The sequence below is a fragment of the Streptomyces sp. NPDC058008 genome (assembly GCF_042886395.1).
GTDB lineage: Bacteria > Actinomycetota > Actinomycetes > Streptomycetales > Streptomycetaceae > Streptomyces.
On the sequence record NZ_JBHVQX010000041.1, the window covers coordinates 1 to 22,381 of the forward strand.

A 22,381-nucleotide genomic window follows, 5' to 3' on the forward strand; every position below is an offset into this window, starting at 1 on the left:
CTGACCTATTACGGAGTAATAGGTCAGCGAGCACACCCGCCACCAGAAACGACCCAGTGATCCTCGCCGGGGCGACCAAAGACAACTGCCGAAGGTAACCGGCCGGGCCCCTCGGGCTGATCCAGTACCGGACCACCGAGTGGTCGTGCCGGCGACCCTCGTCCGATCCGCCACACCCCTTGGCGCCGCAGGCACGATGTCGCTCTCCAGCTCAACATCGACCCCGATCCCAGCGCCACGCTGATGCCCACTCGTAGGTTCTGACGCTCCCAACGCTCGCCGAGTTGGGGGACGGAGGCCGGCCTCTTCCGGACCGGCCCTACCGCTGACACTCAGCAGGACCCTGTATCGGCCTTGTCCGGAATGGAGCAACAGGGAGCGCACCTGCAACAGCTGGTGTGTTAACTGCACCTTCTTGAGGTCGTTGGGCACTGCGATGTCCGACTGCCCAAGGAGTTCTGTGTGACGTCGCACCTGCGCAACCAGCTGATGGAGGGGCGGGCTGTCCTGCCCCGCGTCGGCTCGGTCGTTCAGCTGGAGACCCAGCACCCGGCGTACGCCGTACTCGACCCTGACCTTCCTCCGCGCCAAACAGGTTGAAGCCGCCCGCCTCACCAAGAGACCCGCCACCAACCTCGGTATCCCACGCCCACGCCCCGAGGAGGGCCAGTGATCACCGTCCGGATGAGCGACATTCGTAGCGACACGTGCTACCAGATCAGCACACCGCCAGCGACGCCTCGCGCCCGCTCGGCCGCGTCCTCGATATTCCTCAGCCGCTCCGCGATCTGCCAGACGTACTCGGCGTGCGTTTTCGACGGATCAGTGCGCGGGGCCACAACTTCGAGGTTGCTGCGGATCAAGGCGCATTCGGTCAGGAATTCCCCCACTTGCTCCGGAAGCACCTTCAAGTCACCGCTGGCCAGAACCGGAAAGAAGCTCGCGCCCAGTGAGCGAACGGCCTCGGAACCCCACACCGAAGTACGCCAGCGTTCGAAGCCCGCGAGGTCCGAACTGCCCTCGGGGACGTCAAGCACGTTCACCTGGCCGTCCTCACCGACGACGAAAACATCCACGGACAAGCTCATGATCCCAGTGGATCACGGCCAAGCAACCGAGGTCCAAGCGATTCCTCCTGCAGCCCGGCATTGGTCACCAGAGGCACTGACCACTCGATCGGCTGAAGTGCAGAGAAGGACCGTGTTCTGCGAAGGGGCATCGTCCTTCGTGAGCTCGTGAGTCCCCTGCTCGGGTCATGAGAGACCTGCTTGGAGCGGGCAGATCTGAAGACGTACCGCGAGCGGCGATGAATTCTGTGGTGGTCGGCGGTCCTAGTGTCGAACCCGTTCCCAAGGAGGACCTGATGCGCAGCGTGACCTATTCGATGAGCGCCTCGCTTGACGGCTACATCGTCGGGCCGGACGGCACCTTCAACTGGACGGCGCCCGACGACGAGGTCTTTCGCTTCTGGATCGACGAAATCCGAGGCGTAGGCGTCCACCTGATGGGGCGGCGACTGTACGAGACGATGCTGTACTGGGAGACCGCCGATCAGGATCCGTCGCTCGACGACGCCCAGCGGGAATGGATCTCGCTCTGGAATCCGCTCCCGAAGGTGGTGTTCTCCACCACCTTGTCGTCTGTACAGGGCGCTGCTCGTCTGGCCTCCGGCAGCGTGGCCGAGGAGATCGAGCGACTGCGCGCGGAGCCGGGCGGCGATATCGCGATCGGCGGCGCGACCCTCGCTGCCGAGGCAGCCGCCTCCGGTCTGATCGACGAGTACCAGATCATGGTCTACCCGGTACTGGTGGGCGGTGGCACTCCGTTCTTCCCCCAGCACGAGCGCAGGGTGGATCTCGAACTCGTCGAGACGCGCAACTTCAACTCCAAGATCGTCTACCTCCGCTACCGCGTGACGCGCTAGGCCCGCTCCTCATAGCTGCCGATGGCAGGTGGGCAGAGGCTGGGGCCGCTTGGCGACGTTGCCAGGCGGCCACCCAGTTCGTGAGGTCGCGGCAGGCCATTCCGCCGGCCTCCTGACCGGCCGACACCACACCCCGCCACCCGTCACAGATCAGATTCCAGCAACCTGTACCCAGACCTTGGGGACCCCTGTCGAGCACCTGGAGAATGCCAACGACGGGATGCTGACGACGGATGGTGCATCTCCCTCCCCCGCGACGCGAAATGACCGCCCGAGCCACCAGTAGGTCAAGCGTCTGGGGTGGGCTATTACGGCGTAATAGCCCACCCCAGGATCCCCACCCCAGACTGCGACCCAACTGCCTTGGGCACCTCTCCGCTGGATCGCATGACCAGCTTGGTGCCAGGCCGTCGCAGTCAGCGGTGTGAGCGGGGAGATTGTTCTGACGAGGCACAGGATCGGGTTGGAGCCGCAGATCCGCCGGGTCGTACAGGCCAGGGCAGGCGGTTGAGCCTCACCGCTCGGTGATCAGCGTTCCCTGCTCCGGCTCCGGGACGCTCTCCCACGCTGAGCGTGGCCATCCCCTTCGGGGGCAGCCGGACCACCACTTCGGTCCGAGGCCGATCAACGGCCCACCACCTGGGGCCCGCAATTCTGAGGGCCGCACGGAAAGACACCGATGCTGACGGCCTCATCCGCTGGAGCAGATTCGGTCCGGTCCCCTGTCCCGTCAGCTCGGGGAGGGTGCGGAGTACGCCCACCGAAGGGGGTCGGCAGAGGGGCAGCAGACTCTCCGGGGAGAAGCCCTACAACGCCCTGGGCGGCAGTCACGTCCTTCACATGACCGGACAATGGGCAGCCGCGTACTCATCCGCGATCTTGAAGACGCTCGCGCAACGTGGGCATTCCGCCCGGCCGAAGAGATGGGCGATTCCGTCGGCGAGCACCATTTCCCTGTCACGGACGACGGTCTCGTGCATCCATCGACCGACGCCGGAGAGTTCCTCGGGGGAGGCCGGCCTCAGGTCACGTCGGTCCATGTCCCCCAGGTTCCAGTCCCGGATCGCCGAGTAGCGCCCGTACCCACCGATGGCGATCGTCACCTCCACAGCACAGTGCGGGCAGTCGACCTGGTAGAAGTCATCCGCGAAGTCCCCCAGGACCGCACTCCAGTGGTAGTGCCCTTCCGCCGCTATCAAGTCGCGAAAGGCTGCGAGGTAGTCGTCCGGCTTTGACCGCACGTACCGGTCCAGCAGCTCACGGAAAGCGCCGATCGCTGCGGCACAACCAGCCAGCAGATCGTCGCAGCCGTGGCTCCCTGCCGCGCGTTGAACGATCGCCCCAGCCAGACCCTGCGCCCGGGGGCTCCGTGACGCCATCTCCACCAGAAGAGGCAGCGCCGCGAAACTGGCCGGGAACACCATGTCGTGCTCAAGGATCAGCCGGTAGCCCAGCTCGTCCCATGTCCCCGTGTCGTCCTCACGCTCGGCACGCGCCAGGAGCGCAGGGACGCGATCGACGTCCCCGTAGCAGTCGTACATCTGAGCCCAGTTCACCACCTGGGCATTCAACCGCACGGAGGCCGTCGACCCCGCTCCAGCTTCTTGCTGAAGGAAGCGGGCAGCTGGAGCGGGGGAAGCGCCTGACCGTTCCGGTTCGCAGGGGGAGCGAGGACGGCATCGGCACGAAGGGCGAATCGGCGGACATGCGAGCGCGGCAATGCTGGACCGGGGGAGAGGGCTGCCCTGGGCACGATCTTCATGCCGCAATGGGCCGGAGCATTGCTGGTCGAGTGCTCACCGTCCCTCCGATCCCCAGCCCGACTGCCTGGGGCGCCTTCTGTGACGGCAGAGCAATTCGCCGACGGACGGCCCGACGCCGGAAAGCAGGGGAGCGGAGAGGCCTCTTCCTCAGAAGAACGGCGATAGGTAGCGCTTGGCTGTCGCGACAGTTCTCCCGCCAGCAAGGGAAGCGCTCGCAGTGAAGGTGGTGGCCTCATGGCCAAGGCGGAGAGCCCGCCCGAGGCGCCGGTTGACCGCGATCTACGACGGCTCGAAGACACCGCGCAGCAACGTCGCCGGTCCCGTTGGTCTCCCCGGTCCTGCAAGGACACGGTAGCGACGGCCGTTCCCCTCGCTACCTGAGCGGGGGAGTGGAGGAGTGAGGAACGCAAGGAAGCCACGGTCCGTAGTCCGGGCCCCACCCTCCCGGCTGTGGCGAACAACGGCGGCACCCGCTCAGGTACCGACTTGGCAGCCCAGCGTCTTGGTTGGCTATTACGCCGTAATAGCCAACCAAGGCCATCTCATCCGTTGACCACCGAGGATCTTCTCCCTCGTGGAGGTGAACGCCCTCCCTACTCCGCAGCCAACGCCGCAGAGCAACGCGCGGCAGCGGGGGAGCCGGGACCCTGTGAGTCACTCAGGCCCGGAGACCTATTACGGCGTAATAGGTCTCCGGTCGGCGTCCATGTCACGGGACCTCCGCGAGAGGGCCCGAAAGCCTCACCGCGGGCTCCACCTTCACCGGGCGGCCGGACTACTCCCAACCTCGCCCGTATTGCTTTGATCGGCTCCGGAGCGCGGGAGTGGAGAGGCTTACGGACGCGTACCTCAGGGGCTTGGAGCGCACTGAGATCGGCGCGGGATCATGGGAACCGTCCCCGTTGATCTCACCACCGCGGTTTGTGCCTCGACCAGAACGTGCAGCGGCTGGTCCAGCCGCTGCACGTTCTGCCGACCGACCGGACGCTGACACGGCCTCCGCCCTGGGCACCGGAAGAACCGCCTAGCCTTCGAAGCCTCGTACGTCCAGCACCTCTCGGCGGCAAGATCGAGACCCGCCTTCCAGTCCTTGACCGAGGCACCCGGAACACGCACGCCTGGCAGGGACCCCATCGAGTCCGGCTCGAAGATGTACTTCATGTCATCCCACAGCAGATCAGCCACCTCGCCAGGGTGACCGGATCCCGGACCCAACGCACTCCGTTTCCCTTGGCCAAAGACGGAGGGGTACGTCCAGGTGCGGCCCCGGGTTCAAGACGTGAGCTTCGTGACCACTGCGGGCTCTCCCACCCGAGATACGCCGAGTGTCCGGACTGCGGGTCTGGCCGACTGCGCGCACCGCCCCCGAGGGATCAGTAAGGTCGTCGAGTGCGTGATGTACGAGTGGTTCTGATCGGCGGGACGTCGAACGTCGGGAAGTCGACCATCGCCCAAGTGGTGGCGGAAAGACTTGGGTTCGAGTGCCTGAGCACCGACGCGATGGCCCGGCACCCCGGTCGACCCTGGAGAACATCGGAGTGGGAGGTGCCGGCGCACGTCGCTGAGCACTACGGATCGCTGACGGTGGACGAACTGATCACGTCTGTGCTCGACCACTACGATCGGCTCTGGCCCCGTATCGAAGAGCTGATCACCGCCCGTGCGACCGGCAGCCGCGGCAGTACGGGCCTGGTCCTGGAGGGGTCGGCACTCTGGCCCGTCCGCGTCGCGGGGCTACAGGTCCCGCACACGGCCGCCGCGTGGCTCACCATCGACGGCACCCACGTGCGTGCGCGCGTTCACGCTGCGGGCCGCTATCACGCAACCGCAGACGAGGAACGGGTCCTGATGGACAAGTTCCTGGCCCGCACGGAGCGCTACCAGACACTGATGATCGAGGCCATCGACAGGCTGGGGCTGGCTCGCATCGACGTAGGCGGTGGACGGTCCGCCGAGGAACTGGCTGACACTGTGCTCGCGGCAGTCGATGCGCAGACCGCGCTGGGACGGTCGTCCACCGGTCGGTGACCCTTCACGGCGGCTGACCTGGGCCGTGTTCGGGAGGTAGTGCACGATGGAGTCGACTGTTTACCCGTTGAAGGAATCCTGGTGGTTGACCCCGCGCTCAAGCACGCTCTGCGCCTTCTCCGCTCAGTGAAGTCGCAGAAGCCGTCCGACGGGGATCTCGTCGAGTTCGCTGACTGGCGGGAGAGGATCGCTGGGGCCTTGGACACGTTGGCCTGTGTGCTGAACTTCGAGGAGGACCGCGATAGAGCCAGGGCAGAGGCTGCGGCAATACGGGAACAGGTGGCAGGTATACGACGCCGCGGTGAGAGCGAGGTCAGCGAGCGCTGATACTGCGGGCGGCCAACCAGCTCGTGAGGCCGCGGGCGATCCGATCGATGCGCGTCTCGGTGACGAGATCGTGTTCGCGGCGGGGTGGTGTCGCGCCGGGCGACCTCGGCCGCCTTCGTCCAGGACGGCGGCCGAGGTGAACCAGGCCGGGTCGTCCTCGTCGGGCTGGATGGCGACGAAGGTGTTGCCCGAGCTGTTGAGGTCGCCGATCAGTATGAACAGTGCGTCCCCGGAGGGGCCTTCGATGTGGTCGCCGCTCTCGCTCTCGGCCCGGAAGTACGCAGCTCCCATCGACGCGGTCTGCTCACAGCCCGCTGACCTGATCCCGGTCAGGAGGGCACGCGCCGCTGACACTTCAGGCAGGGTCAGAGCCATGCGTCAATCGCGGCGATGAGGACGGTCGCCGCGCATCGCACCCCGAGTTCGTCGAACTGTGTGGCCACAGCCCGGTTACGTTTCAGCCGACTGATGCCGCACTCGACCGCGAGCCGCGCCTTGTTGTCCTCGCGGTCATCGGTCGGAGGCTCCCACCGACTGTTCCCCGGCGTTGGCGGGGGCAGACCTGATCAGTCGGCCGCTTCCGGGATCGGGCAGCGGATCCCGCGCCGCCGCAGATACGGACGGTTCGCGCGATGAACATGCCTCGTCGTCTCACACTCGCAACGAACGAACCCGCGGCCGTCCCAGCCCGAAAAGGGGAACCCGGATGGATGGCTTTCAGCGCCGCCCTGAACTGCGGGCTGTCACCCACTGCCCTGCGGTGATCAGCAGCGGCAGCGGCTCCTGCTTTCGCTCGCAGGCCAGATGAATCTTCGTGGTCCACCCTGGGGACCGGCCCAGGCCGTGATCGTCCGGTTCGGTCAGGTTGCCACCAGGCGGTTCCTTCTGTGCCCGGCTGTCCCGCCGGGCACCGGCCGCGTGCTGATGGGCCCGGCAGCTCGTGAACTCGGCCTTCATGTCCCAGGTGATCACACCAGTGGCATCCGCCTGGGCCTACAGCGCGAGGGGTCGGTACCGCTGCCCCGACCCCTCGCGCTGCCAGCGCCGGAAGAGCCCCTGGACCGGATGCCACCGACCGTACTGCGGCGGTAGATCCCGTCACGGAGCACCAGTCCGCATCCGCCAACGGATCCCGATGCCATGCGCCCCACCAGCTCATGTCGAAACGATCGTAAGAACGTCGTAGGCACCAGCGCCAAGCTGAAGAGCCTCATCAATCTCAACGCCCTCAACGAGGGGGATGCCGGCAACGTCACCGCAAAGCAGGAGTCTCCGTGCGACCAGCTGCCCCGTCTCGACACATCCTTCTCAGCACGTCGGCTAAGCATCAGTAGAGGATGAGTCGCCAGCGCTCAGCCCAAAGCAGCCACTGACCACCCGAGCCGCGTACCAGGACACGGTCTCGTTCCAGCTGCCAAACGGTCCCGTAGAGCGTGGCGTGGGGGAGATCCACCCTGACGATGTCATAGATCTCCAGATCACCCTCGACCGGCCGGGTCCACGTATGCGTGCACTTCTCGCAGAGGTAGCCGACCACCTCGCATCCCTCAACCGTCATCGGGATACCCGGACGGGCCGCTTCCGCGAAGCACTGAGGGCACGGGTCGGCAGTGTGCGGGCCTGCTGATCGGGACATCGTCCGATCCTGGCGTACGGGAACCAAGCACGGCAATCCGGATAGCAGTCGGTGACATCAACGACGGCTGGAGAGACATCGACGCGCGAACCTCGCGTTCAGAGACCAGGTGGAAGAAAACGTTGCGGACGATCAAGCGCATGGAACGGTAGGGCGAGCGAGCAGACGGACTCATGTCACACGACCCTTACCCACCCTGGCCACAGCGATCAAACAGCAGAAGGGACAGAGCGTTTGGAACTCCTCGCTGGGACTTTCGCCCTCCTGGGCAAAGCCCTGCCCACCTTCCCTTCTGGCTGGGACCTATTACGGCGTAATAGGTCCCAGCCACAGCCCTGCGCCAAAGCCCCTGGGGTCAGGGGCAAGTTGTGGGCTCTGGCAAGGAACTTGGGGGCTCCACGGAGCCGTTACCTCAAGGGCGAGTTCGAGGACCTGGCCTGTGTGAATCGGCGTGCGCCCTATCGCCTGACAGCTGAAGTGACGCTGTCCCAGAGGGCTTCAAACGTCACGCTTGACGGCGGGCCGCCCATCGACGGTCGTCTGCGGGAACCTTCCCGTGAGCGTGCAGCTCTTGCCCTGGACCGTCCCTCCTCCCCATACACCGCTCATCGAGCCTCGCTACATGTCATGAAACGGAGCAAAGCATGCTTTCCGACGAATCGATCGGAAAGCGCCCAGCACGGACAGCCCGCTCGCTGGCTCGGGAAACTCCGTAAGGCGAGGGCGCGACCTGACACGCGGCCATCCCAGAGTGGGGGAGACCACCACTGCCCGACGTACGGACCTACGTCCCGAGCCCTGGCTACCACTGGAGCCAGCACGGCAGAGGATTTCCGGTTGAGACCGGCATCCCTGTCAGGGACACTCACGCGCTGAACCGCAGCCCATCGACTCAGCGTATCGAGGAGGGGTGGGGCGAACCGTGGTACCAGGTCCGCACAGAAGATTTCGAGGCCTCGTTCCTTCCCGGCGAGGGGGAGGAACTGGACATGGTCTGCAACGTCGATGTCTTGGTGCCTCTGAGGGACCGGTCTCGTTGGACCGCGACCGTGTTCACAGTCGGGGAAGTCGAGCGCCTGATGAAGCTCTGCTCTCGAGGGCCGGTACTTCTGGGTCTCGGACGACCTGATCATCCGGGACACCGCTATCCATAAGATGACCGCTGCGATCGCTGGATTGATCGAAAATGATGAGTTCACCGAGATCTTTGAGCGACTGCCCAAGCCCCTCGAGGCCAATGCTCAGTTGTGAATCGGTTTCGGCAGAGCGTCCGGAGGGAGGACGTACCTTCCCAGATGATCCGTAAGGTCTGCGAGCAGGCCCGTGCTCAGCGTCGTCACGGACAACGACTCCACCGAGTCAAGGCTCCCTGATCGGCGAGGTCGTGCGGGAAGCGCACGGGGGATGCTGGCCGCAGCACTGGGAGCGGAAGTCAACCGGCACTTGGTCGGGTTGTCGGCCGAAGCCGATGAGCACGGAGGCGCTGCCACTGCTCTACGTGCTACCTGCACGGACAAGCTCCTCAACAAGGGCACGCACAGCGCGGGCAGCAGCCCTGCGGCCGGCCTTGCGATGGTGTTGAGCCGACCGAGGCCGCCTCAACACGACGGTGCGCAATCATCGGAGCACATCTGGAGTTCCCTGGTCCGCGCTGGTCGAGCGCGAGAAGCACAGCCGCATGAACACCCACGGCATCCCTCAGCACTTATACGAACATGCCCGTTTCGTGTTTTATCTCGACAAGTTGAAGCACGTTGCTGCCCAGGATGAGGTCGACCTGGTCAGTCTCGTACTCACTGATCCGGACCAGACAGTGGCTCAGTCCGGCGTAGGGCGGCACTCAGTTCGTCGGGCCTCCGACCTTTACGCCCATGCCACCCATGAGCAATGGGCGCAGGTGATGGCCCAGACAGCGATCGACCACCCTTTTTCTGGCTCAGCGCCTGGGGGAGTGGTTACTCTTCCGTGCCATCGAGCTCAAGCTGCCCTGGCAATCAGAGAACCTGCTCGCGTCATCCGGCCGACTCCAGCTCCGGGCCGCGGCCGGGACGATCACCGAGGCTGCCGGGGTTCGTGCCGGAGCCGGCCGTACCAAGCGGATCCGCAGCACCTCGAAAAGCAGGCCCCGCCCGCAACAGCGAGAACTGAGTCAGCGCACCCTCGATCCGCACCATGGGGCTGACGCTGGACCAGGTCTGGGGCCTGCGGAGCAGAGCAACAGCCTGAGGTCCCGACGAAGTCGGACCCGCGCCAACAACTCCCGCCAAGGCGCCTGATCAGCAGCACAGGTCACTTCACAGACCGCCCAGCCAGAAGTGCCCTGAAAACGTGCTCCGGCACGCAGCACCACGCCCGACGCCGTCAGGGCACACCGCCTCCGGACCACCGAAGGAACGGCCTGTTCCGCTCCCTAGACCTGCGCACGCCACACAGCCACGCCCAGGCAGGGGCCCAACCGTCAGTAAGACGACCACTCGGGCAAAAAAATGTTAAAAACCCAAAACCAGGTGTATCGGGCTGTCGGCAACCACGCCAGTCCCAGGGACTGAAAACGCGAAGGGACCCTGGGAGAAGAGCGCGTACCGCTCATCAACGTAACGCGGCAGGGACCCAGAAGGTTCAGCTGCCCTCGGCCTGAGCGTCCCTCAGCAGGCGACGGATCCCGTCCGGGCGGGTCGTACAGGGACTCAGGGTCTGAACGGCAGGGTCCAAGGGTCTGAGGGACTTTCGGTTCCTGAGCCTCGGTCCCTGGTATCTGTGCAGGTCAGAGCGTTGAACCAGGGCCAGTTAGGGACTGGAGGGACTTAACTTCCCCATTATGACGTAGACAAGACATGTATTCATACGCGCGTACGTATGTGAAAGGAAATACTCTTGTACAGCTCATAATGGCGGAGTTCAGTCCCTACAGTCCCTGCTTCTGAGAAGGGCAACGCTCTGACCTGCGGTTATTCCCCAAGATGGGGTAGGGACCGTCCGTTTTTACAGACCCTGCGCTTCGGTCCCTGGACCCTGGGTCCCTCGTTCCCTCCCGGATGACCGTTTTCGGCAGCCGATCGACGGCTCTCCGGTGGACGAAGCCCTCCGCACTCTTCGGTCCCTTCAGCCCCTAGGGTGGGACCGGGATGCCAGCCCAGGGACCCAAGGGACCCAAGGAACTGATAGAAACGGCACGCGGGCCGAACCGCCTCACTTTTTCTGATCGCGGCCCTTACACTTTTTTCGCATCAGAGTCCCTTTGGTCCCTGGCAGGGGCAACCGCCCACGTCAGGATGTGGTGAAGTGATCGGGCAGACAGAGGTGACGAGGACCATTCCCGTACCGCGCGAAGGTGAGGGCCGCGTCAGGGCAGGCAGCGCCGTGCCCGGGTCGCCGCGGGAGGTCGCGCGGTGGTGTGCCGGCCAGGGCTGGCCCGTGCACCCTCTGGCGCCGGGCCGGAAGACCCCTGTCAGGAACTGTGCCTCCTGTTCAGGCCGCAAGCACGAGCCCTCGACCTGCCCGTGCCTCCAGGCCGGGCGCCCCTGCCACGGTTTCCATGCCGCCACGACCGACGCGGACCTCGTCGAACACTGGTGGTCCGCCGTCCCGGAGCCCGGGGTGGGTGTCGCCTGCGGTCCCGCAGGACTCGTGGTCATCGACATCGACGCCCACCAGGTCCTGGCCCCGGCCCGGGGACAGGTGCTGCCGGGCATCTCCATCCCCGAGCAGGTGGAGCTGCGCGGACTGGCCTCAGGTTTCGACACGTTGGCCCTGCTGGCGGCGTACCGGGGAGAAACCTCGCCCGCGCAGGACGAAGACACCTTGCGGGTGCGTACGCCTTCGGGGGGACTGCACGTCTGGTACCGGATCCCCGAGGGCTCGCCCCGGTACAGGTGTTCGACCGGCTCCGCCCGGCACACGGCGCTCGCCTGGCAGGTGGATGTGCGGGCCAGCGGGGGTTACATCATCGCGCCGGGGACTCGGACCACGCAGGGTGTCTACCGTGCCGAGGGCGCGGCGCGGCGTCCGGCGCTGCTTCCCGACTGGCTTCGGTGTGAGCTGCGTCGTACGGGACATGTGATCGAGCCTCAGGCCTCCGTCGCCCCGCCGGACGTGGCCCCCGCCCCCGTTGCGCCCTCAGGAGTCCGGCGGCGGGTCGCTTCCGCCGAGCAGCTGCTGGAACCGCTTGTCTCCCTGGTCGCCGAGTGTGCGGCGGCCGCCGAGGGGACGGGTTTCACGGAGAAGCTCAATCGCGCCGCCTACACGGCCGGTGGCCTGGTCGGGGCCGGGCATCTCGACCACACCGCCATCCGCGACCGACTTGTCCGTGTCGCCCACTACGCCCGGCCTTGGCAGCAACCCCGAAATGAAAAGATCGTCGACGACGCCCTTGCCGTAGGGTCCGTTCGCCCTCTCCACCTCAAAGGACGTCCATGAGCAGCAGCGCCGAAGGCTCACCACGTTTCGATCCGCAGGCGGCCGCTCAGCAGATGCTCGACCTGGAGTCCGCCGCCGCTGTGGCCGCCGGCCCCGCCCGTCTGCCCGCACAGGGCTCCGTAAGCCCTCCTGTGCCGTCCTCAGTGGCCGGAACCGCCTTCCCGGCCCCGTTGCTGCCTCCCTCCCTCTCGGACCGCGGAAACGCCCGTCTCTTCGTGAAGATGCATCACGACCAGTTCCGTCACGTGGAGGGGCTGGGCTGGTTCGCCTGGGACGGCTACCGGTGGAAGCGCGGGGGAGGGGAGAAGGCCGCGCTGTGGGCGGCGGGCGAGATGGCCGAGGAGATGCCCGTCACCGACCAGCGGGGGGTGTTCAGCGACCGTGAACTCGCGCAGCACAAGCGCCGCACGCTGTCCACGACCGGGCTGAAGGCCCTGCTGACCCAGGCGAGGGCTTCGCCGGACATCTCGCTGGACCCGGACACCCTGGACGGGGACCCGTACGCGCTGTGCACTCCCGTCGGAGTCGTGGACCTGCACACCGGTTCCCTGCGCAAGCCCGACCCCACACGTGACTTCCACTCCCGCGCCACCAGCGTGGCCCCCCAGGACGTGGAGACGCCTCGCTGGCACCGGTTCCTCGCCGACACCTTCGGTGACGACGACGAGGGCCAGGAGATGATCGACTTCCTGCACCTGATGCTCGGCTACTCGATCACGGGTGACGTCGGCGCGCAGGTGCTGCCCTTCCTGCACGGTGAGGGCAAGAACGGCAAGTCCGTACTGCTGGACATCATGATCCAGATCCTGGGCGACTACGCGGACGCGGCGCCTCCGGGGTTCCTGATGGACCGTGGGGCCTTCTCGGAGCACTCCACGGAGCTGACCGAACTGCACGGGCGGCGGCTGATCGTGTGCAGCGAGCTGAAGCCGAACGACAAGTTCGACGAAGCCCGCGTCCGGCTCCTGACGGGTGGTGACAAGATCAAGGCCCGCCGTATGCGGCAGGACTACTTCTCCTTCACCCCCACCCACCACCTGTGGTTGCTGGGCAACCACCGCCCGGAGGTCTCCACGGGCGGTTTCGCGTTCTGGCGCCGCATCCGTCTGCTGCCGTTCACCCGCACGGTCCCGGCCCACCGCAGGATCGACAACCTCGCCTTCGAGCTGGTCCGTGACGAGGGCCCTGGCATCCTGCACTGGCTCGTCGAGGGGGCGAAGCGCTACCTCCGCACACGGGACCCTCTGGAGGGCCCTGACAGGGTTCGCATCGCGACGACGGCCTACGCGACCACCGAGGACCACATCGGCCGTTTCCTGGCCGAATGCTGTACGCGCAGCACCGATTCCGATCTGAGGGTGGAGCAGGGACTGCTGTTCTCGGAGTACAGCTCGTGGTGCAGCGCCGGTGAGGGGATCCGCCCGGCCAGCCCCAGGACCTTCGCCAACCGGGTCCGCCAGGAGGTGGGCGTGGCCTCTCCGACCGACATGATCAAGTCGAACGGACGGAAATACTATCCGGGCATCGCCCTGCTGGAGCAGGCATGACGGCGCTCGTACGTCCGGTCTCTCCACGATGTGCCCTACACCGCGCTCGCCGTGCGTTCTACGATGGTGAGTAGGCCACGCTCGCGGTGGCCCCGCGGAAGGGCCCGCCGCTCGACGGTGAGCGGGCCGGAGCGACACGGACAGAAGCCCGCCATGCCCATGGCCGGGAGCACGCCGACGAAGGAGAGGCTGCAGCCATGAGTTCGCTGTTGACCGAGAGCGACCTCATCCACGAGGCCGAGGTGGTGTGGCTGGAGAACCTCGAACGGCTCGACTACGTCCGTCAGGCGCTGGACAAGACCAGGCGGCGGAACACCAAGCCGCCCTACGCGCGCGACGGACGCATGGTGGGGTACGCCCTGCTGGACGAGGACGTGTCCCCGGACCCGGACAGCGGTCTGTACAAGCGCAGGGTCTTCTTCCTGCTGCCGCACGACCGCGACAGCCTGCCCGACGGCCTGTACAGCGAGGGGGCCCCGGGGGAGGCGGTCGACCCGCGGACCATCACCCCGAAGAAGCCGGGAGCCAAGACGCCCAGGTCGCAGTGCGGCTCCGGGGCCATAGCCACATCGGCACCCTGAGACGCCCCTCCGGCGGCCCGTGCAGGGCGTGGTGGGCGGCCCCTCGTGCCTCGCGGCTGTACTGATCCCTCCTCCAGGGCACGCGCGTCCCGGCTGCGAAGGGCACGCGGGCGGCACGCGGATGATCTCCTCGTGCGGCCGGTGCGGCGTGAGCGGGCTCCCACCGGGCCCACGCACGCCGCACCGGCACCGTTCCGAGTTATCCGGCGGTGTTCCGTGCGCCCGTCTCCAGGACGAAGTCGCGGACCGCTCCGGCGAACAGTTCCGGTTCCTCCACGTGCCCCAGGTGACCGCTGTGCTCAAGGACCAGCAGCCGTGAGTCGGGGATGAGGTCATGGAGTTCGAGACCCCAGCGCATGCCGCAGATCACGTCGTGCCGGCCCACGATGACCAGAGCCGGCACCGCCAGTTCCTTCAGCGCGGCGCGATCGTCGATGACATCGGGTGCGAGGTCCTCGTCCAGCCCTGAGATGTACGTCGCCCGGACGGCGTCCCGGAGCGGTGCCAGCCGTTCCTCGTCGCCCCAGTAGTCGGCGAAGTACGACGGCAGTACACCCCGTGCCACCGCCTCGGTCTGCTCGTCGTCGGAGATGCTCGCCATCGCGCCGAACGCCGCCAGCACGTCCGGCAGTCCCGGGTGTCCGGCGTGCTTCTCGGCGAACGCCTCCACCATGCGGCCGGCCTCCGCGCCGTGCTCGGGTCCGGTGACCGGCGCACCCTCGTAGAGCACCACGCCCGCCAGCCGATCGGAGCGGTGCAGGGCGTGGTAGGCGGCCACGAACGCGCCGTGCGAGTGCCCCAGCAGGTGCACCTCGGGCACACCGAGCTGGTTGACGAGCACCTCCAGGAACTTGCTGTAGCGCTCCCGGGTGTATCCGTGCGGGTGCGAGGGGAGTCGGCTGTCGTGCGTGGTGCCGATGGGCTCGACGTACACCATGGTCAGGTGCTGTTCGAGCGCGGGCATGCGCAGGTACTCGTAGTGGATGCCCGGTCCGCCGGAGTGCGCCACGCACACCGGGCCGCTGCCGTGGACGTGGTAGCGCTGGAGCAGGGCGCCGAGCCGGAAGGTGTGGGTGCCGGGGGAGAGGGGATCGGTGCGGGGTGCTGTGCCGTCGCCGTGCTGGACCGACGTGTTCATCGAGGCCTCCGTGTGCTGTGCAGGTGTCTGTGACACCGACATGACGTTCCGGGGGCCGACAAGTTCGGTGGTGCGGGTGTGATCCAGCGCACACTTCCCGGCGCACACTTCCCGGCGCACGGCCGCCGACGTGGGGAGAGGCGCCTGCTCAGGCCGCGGGAGGTACGGACTCGGCCTGCGGGCGGGAAGCGTGGTGGAGGGAGACGCGGTCGAACCGGCCGCCGTCCAGCGTCATGATCCAGGCCACGCCCGGGGGGCAGTGGTCAGGGTCGTCCGTGGGGTTGATCAGTTCCATCTCCCACACGACCAGGGACCGGCCCGCCACGACGTGGACGGGTCGCTGGCGCACGCCTGCCGAGAGGTCGCTGTCCATCCCCGCCATCAGGAGGCCGGCGCCCCCGAGCCGTTCCCCTCCGGTGAGGAGGGCGACGTCGGCGGAGTAGCGGTCCTTGACCACCTTGCCGAACTCGCCGCGCTCGGCGGCCGCGAGGGTGTCGTGCGCCTCCAGCCAGCTGGCCCGCGTCCGCCGGATCGCGTCCTCGTGCGCCGTGGCCGCGGTGGCGGTCAGGGCCTGGGCCAGCGTGGCGCGGGCCTGGCTCAGCCGGCTGCGTACGGTGCCGACAGGAACGGCGCAGGCCTCGGCGATCTCCCGGTACGAGGTGATCCCGGTGGAGAAGTACCGCAGGACGACCGGAAGGCGCAGGGCCGGTGACAGCGTCTCGACGGCCTCCCAGATCCAGTCCCGCAGCGCGTGGCTCTGCAGTACCTGCTCGGGAGTGACCTGGTCCGGCGGCAGCGGGACGTCCTCCATGGGCTCGACCCGCTGGGAGGCCCGCAGCAGGGTCCGGCAGCTGTTGCGCACCACCATGCGCAGCCAGGCCCCCACTGCCTCGGGGTCGCGGACGTCCACGATCCTCCGCAGCGCCACGAGTGCCGCTTCCTGGAGGACGTCGTCCACGTCCGTGCCGGGCCCGAGCAGACTGAGTGCGACCGCGCGCATCCCGGGCCGGTGCCGCTCCAGCAACAGGGCCAGGGCAGACACGTCCCCCGCCTGGGCGGCCCGCGTCAGCGCCGCGTCCTCGCCCGGCCCTGCGCCCCCCGGTATCCCGTTCATACCCCGCCCTTTCCGACGGCGACATCTGTCCACGGCGAGCCTAGCCCGCCGGGAGACACATGTGTCAGCGCGCACGGGCCCCGCCGTGGTCCGGGTGTCCGCTTGCGGGCAGGGGAGGGGCACCGGCTGCCGTGTCCGGGCCCCCGGCGAGCCCCGGACACGGCAGCCGGGGAGCCCCGGACCGTGGGGGAGCGGCCGCCCTCACATCGGGGAAGAGTACGAGGACGGCCGCCCGTTCCTGCGGACGGGCCAGCCACTGGGTATCCCGCCCGCAGGGGTCTTCTCTGGGGCAACGGGCCCAGGGGCGCGGCGGGTTCACCGATGGGACGAGAATCCGGGACGGATACGTGGGGAGCGCACGCCGGTCGCGGCCGGCAGGCCGCCCCGGCCGGCGGACACGTTCCGCCGGGGCCTCCCGGGCTCCGCGCACAGGCCCCCGCGGGTCCGGCTCAGCCGGTGTTCCGGTGGTGGCGGAGGATCTGCGTGCTCCAGGTGTCCGCCCCGGGACTGCGCCGGTAGAAGACGTCGGGCTGCACGGGTTCGCACGTCACGAGGAGGATGTCCCCCCGCCCGAGCACGACGTGCCGCCGAATCCGCGTGGAGCGGCGTTCGCGGCGGCGCGTGACCTGGAGGTGCAGCGGGTGCGGCCCCGGGGACAGAGGGACGAACCGGACCTTTCCGACGCTCGTCCGGTCCACACCGCAGAGGCGGCGCCCTTCTTCGGTGACCGACACCAGACACCACTTGAGCGACGTGCTGCGCGGCGGGTCACGCAGGTCCACCTGGAGCAGCACCCCGGCCTGTCCCCGGCGGCGTGCGCGGTGGATCAGATAGCGGGAGTGCCACTTCAGCCGGCCGTCGAATCCGCGATCCACCCGTACCGCGATGTCTCCCATCCCGTACCCCCAGTCCGTCGTCGGGCCGCCGAGTCCCCCGGACATCTCAGGCTGGCACGCACGGGCATGGTTCAGTAGAGCCGCGCCCGGCAGGACGCGGGGGCGGAACTCTGCCAGAAGAGGACGGTGACACGGGTGTCCGTGGCCGGGGCGGCACCGCGCCGACCGGGTTCCCGGCCGCTCGCGCGGTCAGTCGGACTGCGCCCCGGGAGCCGGGAGCAGGCTCGCCGTGGCGACGTCCCAGTCGATCCCGGACAGTTCGTCCCCCGCGGGCACCAGGTCGTAGGTGTGCCCGAGCCACTCCGCGAGCGGCGGCACGGGCAGCTCGAACAGGGCCGCCATGTCCCCTGAGGCCAACTGGAGCCACGCGGTCTCCTCCTCCTCCAGGCTGGACGGCCACATCTGGATGTCACCGAGACCGCTCATCGAGTGCAGCCCTTGGCACAGGAGGTCCCGCCCGATGCGCCACAGGACCCGCGGACCGCCTTCGACGGCGAACTCCGCGCGCACGACCAGGGGGGTCCCGGGGTCGAACCGGAACTCCGCCCTGACCGGCTGCCGGGCGGAGACGCCCAGCACACGCTCGATGTCCAGGGTCAGCCCGGAACCGCTGTGCGGGGCGGTTCGGCCGGCCTGAACACCTGGTCGGTTGCCGCTCATGACGGGTGGGTCCTTCCTGTGACGGATGCTGGCCCACCCACTCTCGCCCGCCCGGAGGCGCCGTACATAAGTAACTTGACCGTGCGTCTTCACCGTCCTCGGCGGTGGCCGCCCCGGCGGCTGCCGGACGTCCCCGAGGCGTTTCGTCCGAAGGGGCCTCCCGCCGGGGGGACATGGGCACCCGGGCGCGCGCGGGCCGCCGACATTAAGTAATTCGACTGTCGTCGCGGCACCCTTCCTGAACGATCCTGGAACGGTCGCCTGCGTGCCGGTGCCGGGCGTTCGTCGTGCTCGGAGGAACCGCCCGTGAACCGTACCCCCGTCGTCTTCATCCATGGCGCGTGGCTGCACGCGCTGTCCTGGGAGTCGTGGGCCGAGCGATTCGCCAGCCGGGGATTCCTCGCCCTCACCCCTGGATGGCCGGGGGAGGGCGCCGTCCACGAGGTGCGGCGTTCACCCGGGACGCTCGGTGGCATCGGCCTGGACACCCTCACGGACCACTACGCCGGGATCGTCCGTTCCTTCGACATCTCCCCGGTGATCGTGGGCCACTCCGTCGGCGGCCTCATCGCGCAGCACCTCATCGGCGCCAACGTCGGCCGGGCCGCGGTGGCCATCGCCCCCGCCCCGATCAGCGGCGTTCCCCTGCCGGCCTCCCGCCCCCGGCTCTGGACCCCCGGCGAGGACGACCCCGCCGACCCCGTGGTGTCCCTGTCGCCGGAGCGTTTCCACCAGGCCGTCGCGAACACCGTCGGCGCCGGGGAGTCCGGCCGGCTGCACGAGCGCTACGCGATACCGACATCGCGCCGCCTGCTCGCGGACCTGGGATGCGTGGGGACGTGGCGCCCCGGCCCGCAGGCCGCGGCGGACGTCGGCAACGCGGGCCGGGGCCCCCTCCTGCTGGTCTCGGGACAGGAGGACCGGCTGGTGCCCGACTCCGTCACCCGCGCCGTCTACAAGCAGTACGGCGACTCCACGGCGGTCACCGATCTCAAGCAGTTCGCCGACCGTGCCCACTCGCTGGTCATCGACAGCGGATGGCGCTCGGTCGCCGACCACGTGCTCGGCTGGCTCGACGAACGGGGTGTCCGCGCCCTTCCCGGGCCCGGTCACACCCCCTGATCGGCCGGCATGCTGCCCAGCGCGTCGCGCAGCGCGGCGCGGGAGGTGATGCCCAGCTTGGGGAAGACCCGGTACAGGTGGGAACTGACGGTCCGCGGTGACAGGTGCATCCGCTCGCCGATCTCCTTGTTGGTCAGACCGCCGGCGGCGAGGTCCGCGATCCTGCGTTCCTGCCAGGTCAGCGCCGCCAGGTGCGCCGACGAGGCGAGGGTGGGCGCCCCGGCGGCACGGAGCTCGGCCCGGGCCCGTTCCGTCCAGGCCGGCGCACCGAGGCGCTCGAAGGTTTCGGCGGCCTGGGTGAGCGGGAGCCGGGCGGCCTTGCGTCCCTGGGTGTGCCGGAGGTGGATGCCGTGCGCGAGGCGGATCCGGGCCAGTTCGAAGGGGAAGTCGGGTGCCGCGGGCTGCTGTTGAGCCTGCCGGTAGAGGGCGTCGGCCTCGTCCGGATCGGCGGTGGTCATGGCGAGGGCCCCGTGGGTGAGGAGGGCCAGACGGGGGGAGACGCGGGGGAGTCCGGCGTCGTGCGCGGCCAGGGCGTGGATGCGCGCCTGTTCGGAGCGGCCGGTGTGGAGCGCCGCCTCGACGAGGTCGAGGAGGGTACGGCTGGCCTGGTGGGCGTACGGTTCGAAGGTGCCGGGCGTGGTGAGGCCGATGGCGTGCAGGTAGGCGGCCTCGTAGTCGCCCTCGCCGAGGGCGGCCGTCGTGCCGATGGTGTCCGTGATCTGGGTGAGGAACCCGATGCCGCGGGGACGGGCCCACGCGTCGACCGCGGCCTGGAGTTCGCGCGCCCGTTCGCCCTCGCCGCGCAGGGCGGCCAGCAGACCCAGGTACGCCCGGGTGTGATGGGCGAACAGGGTGTGGCGTCGCGAGGTCGTCAGCTCCAGACCGCGCTGCCCGGTCCGCTCGGCCTCGTCCCACTCACCGACCGCGATCTGGTCGAGCATGATGAGGTGCAGCATGGTCATGCCCGCAGCTATCGCCCCGGTCTCCACCTCCCGGTCGACGGTGCGCTGGAGATGGCGCCGGTACTGGCTGAGGGTGTCCACGTGGTACGCCGAGACACCGAGCCGTGTGACGTGCCAGGGTTCGACGTCCCGCAGCTCGGCGAAGGCCCGGTCCACGCGCTCGTGCACGCCCGCGCCACGCCGTACGACGTCGCTCCAGGCGTCCTGGTAGATGCGGGAGTGGCCGGGCACCAGGCCGCCCAGGGAGTCAAGGAGTTCGTGGGCCTGTTCCCAGGCGGCCGCGTCGCTCGCGTACTGGTTGGTGACCAGCAGCAGGTTGATCAGCCGCGTGAGCACCTCGTCCGGCTCGCTGACACCGCCCCGCATGCTCTCGATCGCCGCGACGACCTGGCGCCGTGAGGAACGTACGTCCCCGTCCTCGTACAGCGCGACGTAGGCGGTGGTGACCACCGAGACCGGGGAGTCGCCGCCGCCCGAGGCGTTGTCCGTGCGGATCAGCCGTTGGGCGTGGTCGAGTTGGCCGGCGTGACCGGCGATGAACGCCGCACTGCCCAGGCGTCTGGAGCGTTCCTCGTGGCTCTCGCTCAGCTCCGCGGCCCTGGTCAGCCAGGCCACCGCGGCCACCGCGCCGCCCCGCCGGGTCGCGGAGTCCGCAGCCGCCTCCAGCGTCGCCGCGACCTGTTCGTCCGGGTCGACCGTCGAGGCCGCCAGGTGGGTCGCGCGCCGCTCCAGGTCGTCGGGGTGCACCCGGGCGAGAGCCGCGTGTGCCGCACGCCGCTCGTTGGGGGTGGCCATCTGGACGACGGTGGACCGGACCAGGGGGTGCCGGAAGACGAAGTCGCCCGTGAGCGGATCGATGTACAGCAGACCGCGGGCCGCCGCCTCGTCCGCGTGCACCATGCGGTAGCGCCTTCCGCCCGGCCGGCCTGCCGTCGTACCGGCTCCGACACCGTCCAGGGCGCCGCGCAGCAACTCCGCGCGCACCGCGGCGCCGAGCGCCTCGATACGGGCGCCGTACACGTGCTGGAGGCGCAGAGGCAGCGGGATGCCCGTGTACCCGGCCAGTTCCCCGGGGGTGCGGCCCTCCCTGCCGCCGCGCACGTAGGGCGGCAGCTCCAGCAGCGCGAGGGGGTTCCCCGCCGCCTCGTCCAGGACCAGGCGGCGGATCCGGGGGTCCAGCCCCGGATGGTGCAGGTCCAGAAGCCGCTCGGAGGCGCTCTCCGAGAGCGTGGTCACCGGGAGTTCGGGCAGCGCCGCGGTGTCGAAGCCCGAGGGCGCGTCGGAGCGCAGCACGACGACGAGCTTCACCGAGCTGCCGGTGAGCCGGCGCCCCACGAACCCGCACACCTCCGTGCTGGAGGCGTCCAGCCACTGGCCGTCGTCGAGCACCAGCAGAAGGGTTTTCTGCGACGCCACGAGCGAGAGCAGGTCCAGGACCGCGATGCCGAGGGTCATGACCGAGGGGGGCGTCCCCTCGCTCCGGCCGAAGACGACGTCGAACACCCGCCGGTGTACGCCGTCCAGCCGGTCGATGTAGGACAGCAGCGGGTACAGGAACTGGTGCAGGCCGGCGAACGGCAGCTCCGACTCGGCCTCGACCCCGGCCGCCCGGATGACGCGGTGCCTCTCGTCCGCCGCCAGCTCGGCGACGTGCTCCAGCAGGGCGCTCTTGCCCACACCGGTCTCCCCCCGCAGGACGAGCGCCCGCCCCCCGGAGGCCTCCAGGAACGCCGACAGCACCCCCTGCTCGCTCTCGCGCCCGACCATGGCCCCGATCCCGGACTCCACGCGTCCCCCACTCCCTTTCACCCACCGGCCCGGTGCGGCCGCTGTCGTGGCCCGTGCGCGGAGGTCGCGCCGGGCCCGCTCCGTGAGGGCACGAAGCCGTCGTCCGGCGTTCCCGGACCAGGACCCCCCGAGCGGCGGTGCCCACCGGAAGCCGCCGGGTGTGCCCCTGCGAGGTGTGCTCCCGGGACAGACACCGTGACCCCGGACATGTTTCGTCGTCCCTCTTCCCCCGCCTGGACAGGAGACTAGATGCCTCCGGGTGTTCCCGTCACGTGCTATGGCCGAAAAGTTTCTTGTGCGGCATTCCTGAACGCATGTGTGAGAAGCGCGACCCACCGCTGTGCCTCCACGTTCGGGCCGCGTTGACCTGGGCCTGTCCGCATACGGACGCACCACTTGCGGAGTCGGGGCAGAGTTGGGGATCCGCTGTGATCCGGTGCGATACGGCCACCTCGCCGTCGTCCGCGGGGGCGTGCGGG

General features: G+C 68.6%; 16 protein-coding genes and 2 pseudogenes. 9 read left to right on the plus strand and 9 right to left on the minus strand.

Annotated elements, in window-relative coordinates; translation table 11 throughout:
• Nucleotides 1–462: 462 nt before the first annotated feature.
• Complete coding sequence (locus tag ACFVS9_RS30420; RefSeq protein ID WP_389937569.1) at nucleotides 463–600, plus strand: hypothetical protein; 138 nt, start codon at nucleotides 463–465, stop codon at nucleotides 598–600.
• A 110-nt stretch (nucleotides 601–710) separates the two neighbouring features.
• On the opposite strand, the gene ACFVS9_RS30425 is transcribed toward ACFVS9_RS30420, so the two are convergent.
• Complete coding sequence (locus tag ACFVS9_RS30425) at nucleotides 711–1,088, minus strand: hypothetical protein (RefSeq protein WP_389937572.1); 378 nt, start codon at nucleotides 1,086–1,088, stop codon at nucleotides 711–713.
• A 275-nt stretch (nucleotides 1,089–1,363) separates the two neighbouring features.
• On the opposite strand from ACFVS9_RS30425, the gene ACFVS9_RS30430 reads away from it, so the two are divergent.
• Nucleotides 1,364–1,924, plus strand: a complete 561-nt coding sequence (locus ACFVS9_RS30430; protein ID WP_383119068.1) for a dihydrofolate reductase family protein — start codon at nucleotides 1,364–1,366, stop codon at nucleotides 1,922–1,924.
• An 836-nt stretch (nucleotides 1,925–2,760) separates the two neighbouring features.
• Here ACFVS9_RS30430 and ACFVS9_RS30435 read toward each other — a convergent pair.
• The gene (locus ACFVS9_RS30435; RefSeq protein ID WP_389937575.1) at nucleotides 2,761–3,483 is read right to left on the minus strand and encodes a hypothetical protein; all 723 of its coding nucleotides are present in this window, start codon (nucleotides 3,481–3,483) and stop codon (nucleotides 2,761–2,763) included.
• A 1,593-nt stretch (nucleotides 3,484–5,076) separates the two neighbouring features.
• Here ACFVS9_RS30435 and ACFVS9_RS30440 point away from each other — a divergent pair.
• Together ACFVS9_RS30440 and ACFVS9_RS30445 are read left to right on the plus strand one after the other, a co-directional pair.
• Nucleotides 5,077–5,715, plus strand: a complete 639-nt coding sequence (locus ACFVS9_RS30440) for a hypothetical protein (RefSeq protein WP_389937578.1) — start codon at nucleotides 5,077–5,079, stop codon at nucleotides 5,713–5,715.
• Nucleotides 5,716–5,796: 81 nt separating this feature from the next.
• Entirely contained in the window at nucleotides 5,797–6,042 is a 246-nt protein-coding gene (locus ACFVS9_RS30445) for a hypothetical protein (RefSeq protein WP_389937580.1), read from the plus strand.
• On the opposite strand, the pseudogene ACFVS9_RS30450 reads toward ACFVS9_RS30445, so the two are convergent.
• A pseudogene (locus tag ACFVS9_RS30450) lies at nucleotides 6,029–6,333 on the minus strand (hypothetical protein). The gene ACFVS9_RS30445 and the pseudogene ACFVS9_RS30450 overlap by 14 nt on opposite strands.
• Nucleotides 6,334–6,759: 426 nt before the next feature.
• Nucleotides 6,760–7,014: a hypothetical protein gene (locus ACFVS9_RS30455; protein WP_389937582.1), complete on the minus strand. Its 255-nt coding sequence runs from the start codon at nucleotides 7,012–7,014 to the stop codon at nucleotides 6,760–6,762.
• Nucleotides 7,015–8,550: 1,536 nt separating this feature from the next.
• Here ACFVS9_RS30455 and ACFVS9_RS30460 point away from each other — a divergent pair.
• The 4 genes and pseudogenes from ACFVS9_RS30460 to ACFVS9_RS30475 all read left to right on the plus strand — a co-directional run bounded on the left by ACFVS9_RS30460 (nucleotide 8,551) and on the right by ACFVS9_RS30475 (nucleotide 14,222).
• Nucleotides 8,551–8,929 (plus strand): annotated as a pseudogene (locus ACFVS9_RS30460) (hypothetical protein).
• A 2,163-nt stretch (nucleotides 8,930–11,092) separates the two neighbouring features.
• Entirely contained in the window at nucleotides 11,093–12,094 is a 1,002-nt protein-coding gene (locus ACFVS9_RS30465; protein WP_389937586.1) for a bifunctional DNA primase/polymerase, read from the plus strand.
• A complete protein-coding gene (locus ACFVS9_RS30470) occupies nucleotides 12,091–13,641 on the plus strand; it encodes a phage/plasmid primase, P4 family (RefSeq protein WP_389937589.1) in 1,551 nt (516 codons plus the stop codon). The genes ACFVS9_RS30465 and ACFVS9_RS30470 overlap by 4 nt, the downstream gene beginning before the upstream one ends.
• A gap of 197 nt (nucleotides 13,642–13,838) precedes the next feature.
• Nucleotides 13,839–14,222: a DUF6009 family protein gene (locus ACFVS9_RS30475; protein ID WP_383118693.1), complete on the plus strand. Its 384-nt coding sequence runs from the start codon at nucleotides 13,839–13,841 to the stop codon at nucleotides 14,220–14,222.
• A 199-nt stretch (nucleotides 14,223–14,421) separates the two neighbouring features.
• On the opposite strand, the gene ACFVS9_RS30480 is transcribed toward ACFVS9_RS30475, so the two are convergent.
• From ACFVS9_RS30480 to ACFVS9_RS30495, 4 genes are all read right to left on the minus strand, one after another.
• Nucleotides 14,422–15,360 carry an alpha/beta fold hydrolase gene (locus ACFVS9_RS30480; RefSeq protein WP_389937592.1) on the minus strand — a complete coding sequence of 313 codons (939 nt, stop codon included), beginning with the start codon at nucleotides 15,358–15,360 and terminating at the stop codon, nucleotides 14,422–14,424.
• A gap of 148 nt (nucleotides 15,361–15,508) precedes the next feature.
• Nucleotides 15,509–16,474 carry an RNA polymerase sigma factor gene (locus tag ACFVS9_RS30485; RefSeq protein ID WP_389937595.1) on the minus strand — a complete coding sequence of 322 codons (966 nt, stop codon included), beginning with the start codon at nucleotides 16,472–16,474 and terminating at the stop codon, nucleotides 15,509–15,511.
• A 449-nt stretch (nucleotides 16,475–16,923) separates the two neighbouring features.
• A complete protein-coding gene (locus tag ACFVS9_RS30490) occupies nucleotides 16,924–17,370 on the minus strand; it encodes a hypothetical protein (RefSeq protein ID WP_389937598.1) in 447 nt (148 codons plus the stop codon).
• 189 nt (nucleotides 17,371–17,559) lie between these two features.
• On the minus strand, nucleotides 17,560–18,030 hold the full coding sequence (locus ACFVS9_RS30495) for an SsgA family sporulation/cell division regulator (protein WP_383118168.1): 471 nt from the start codon (nucleotides 18,028–18,030) through the stop codon (nucleotides 17,560–17,562).
• A gap of 306 nt (nucleotides 18,031–18,336) precedes the next feature.
• Between ACFVS9_RS30495 and ACFVS9_RS30500 the strand changes: the two genes are divergently transcribed.
• Complete coding sequence (locus ACFVS9_RS30500) at nucleotides 18,337–19,152, plus strand: alpha/beta hydrolase (RefSeq protein WP_383118169.1); 816 nt, start codon at nucleotides 18,337–18,339, stop codon at nucleotides 19,150–19,152.
• On the opposite strand, the gene ACFVS9_RS30505 is transcribed toward ACFVS9_RS30500, so the two are convergent.
• Entirely contained in the window at nucleotides 19,140–21,881 is a 2,742-nt protein-coding gene (locus tag ACFVS9_RS30505) for an AAA family ATPase (RefSeq protein WP_389937690.1), read from the minus strand. The two genes, ACFVS9_RS30500 and ACFVS9_RS30505, sit on opposite strands and share 13 nt — an antisense overlap.
• Nucleotides 21,882–22,381 lie beyond the last annotated feature (500 nt).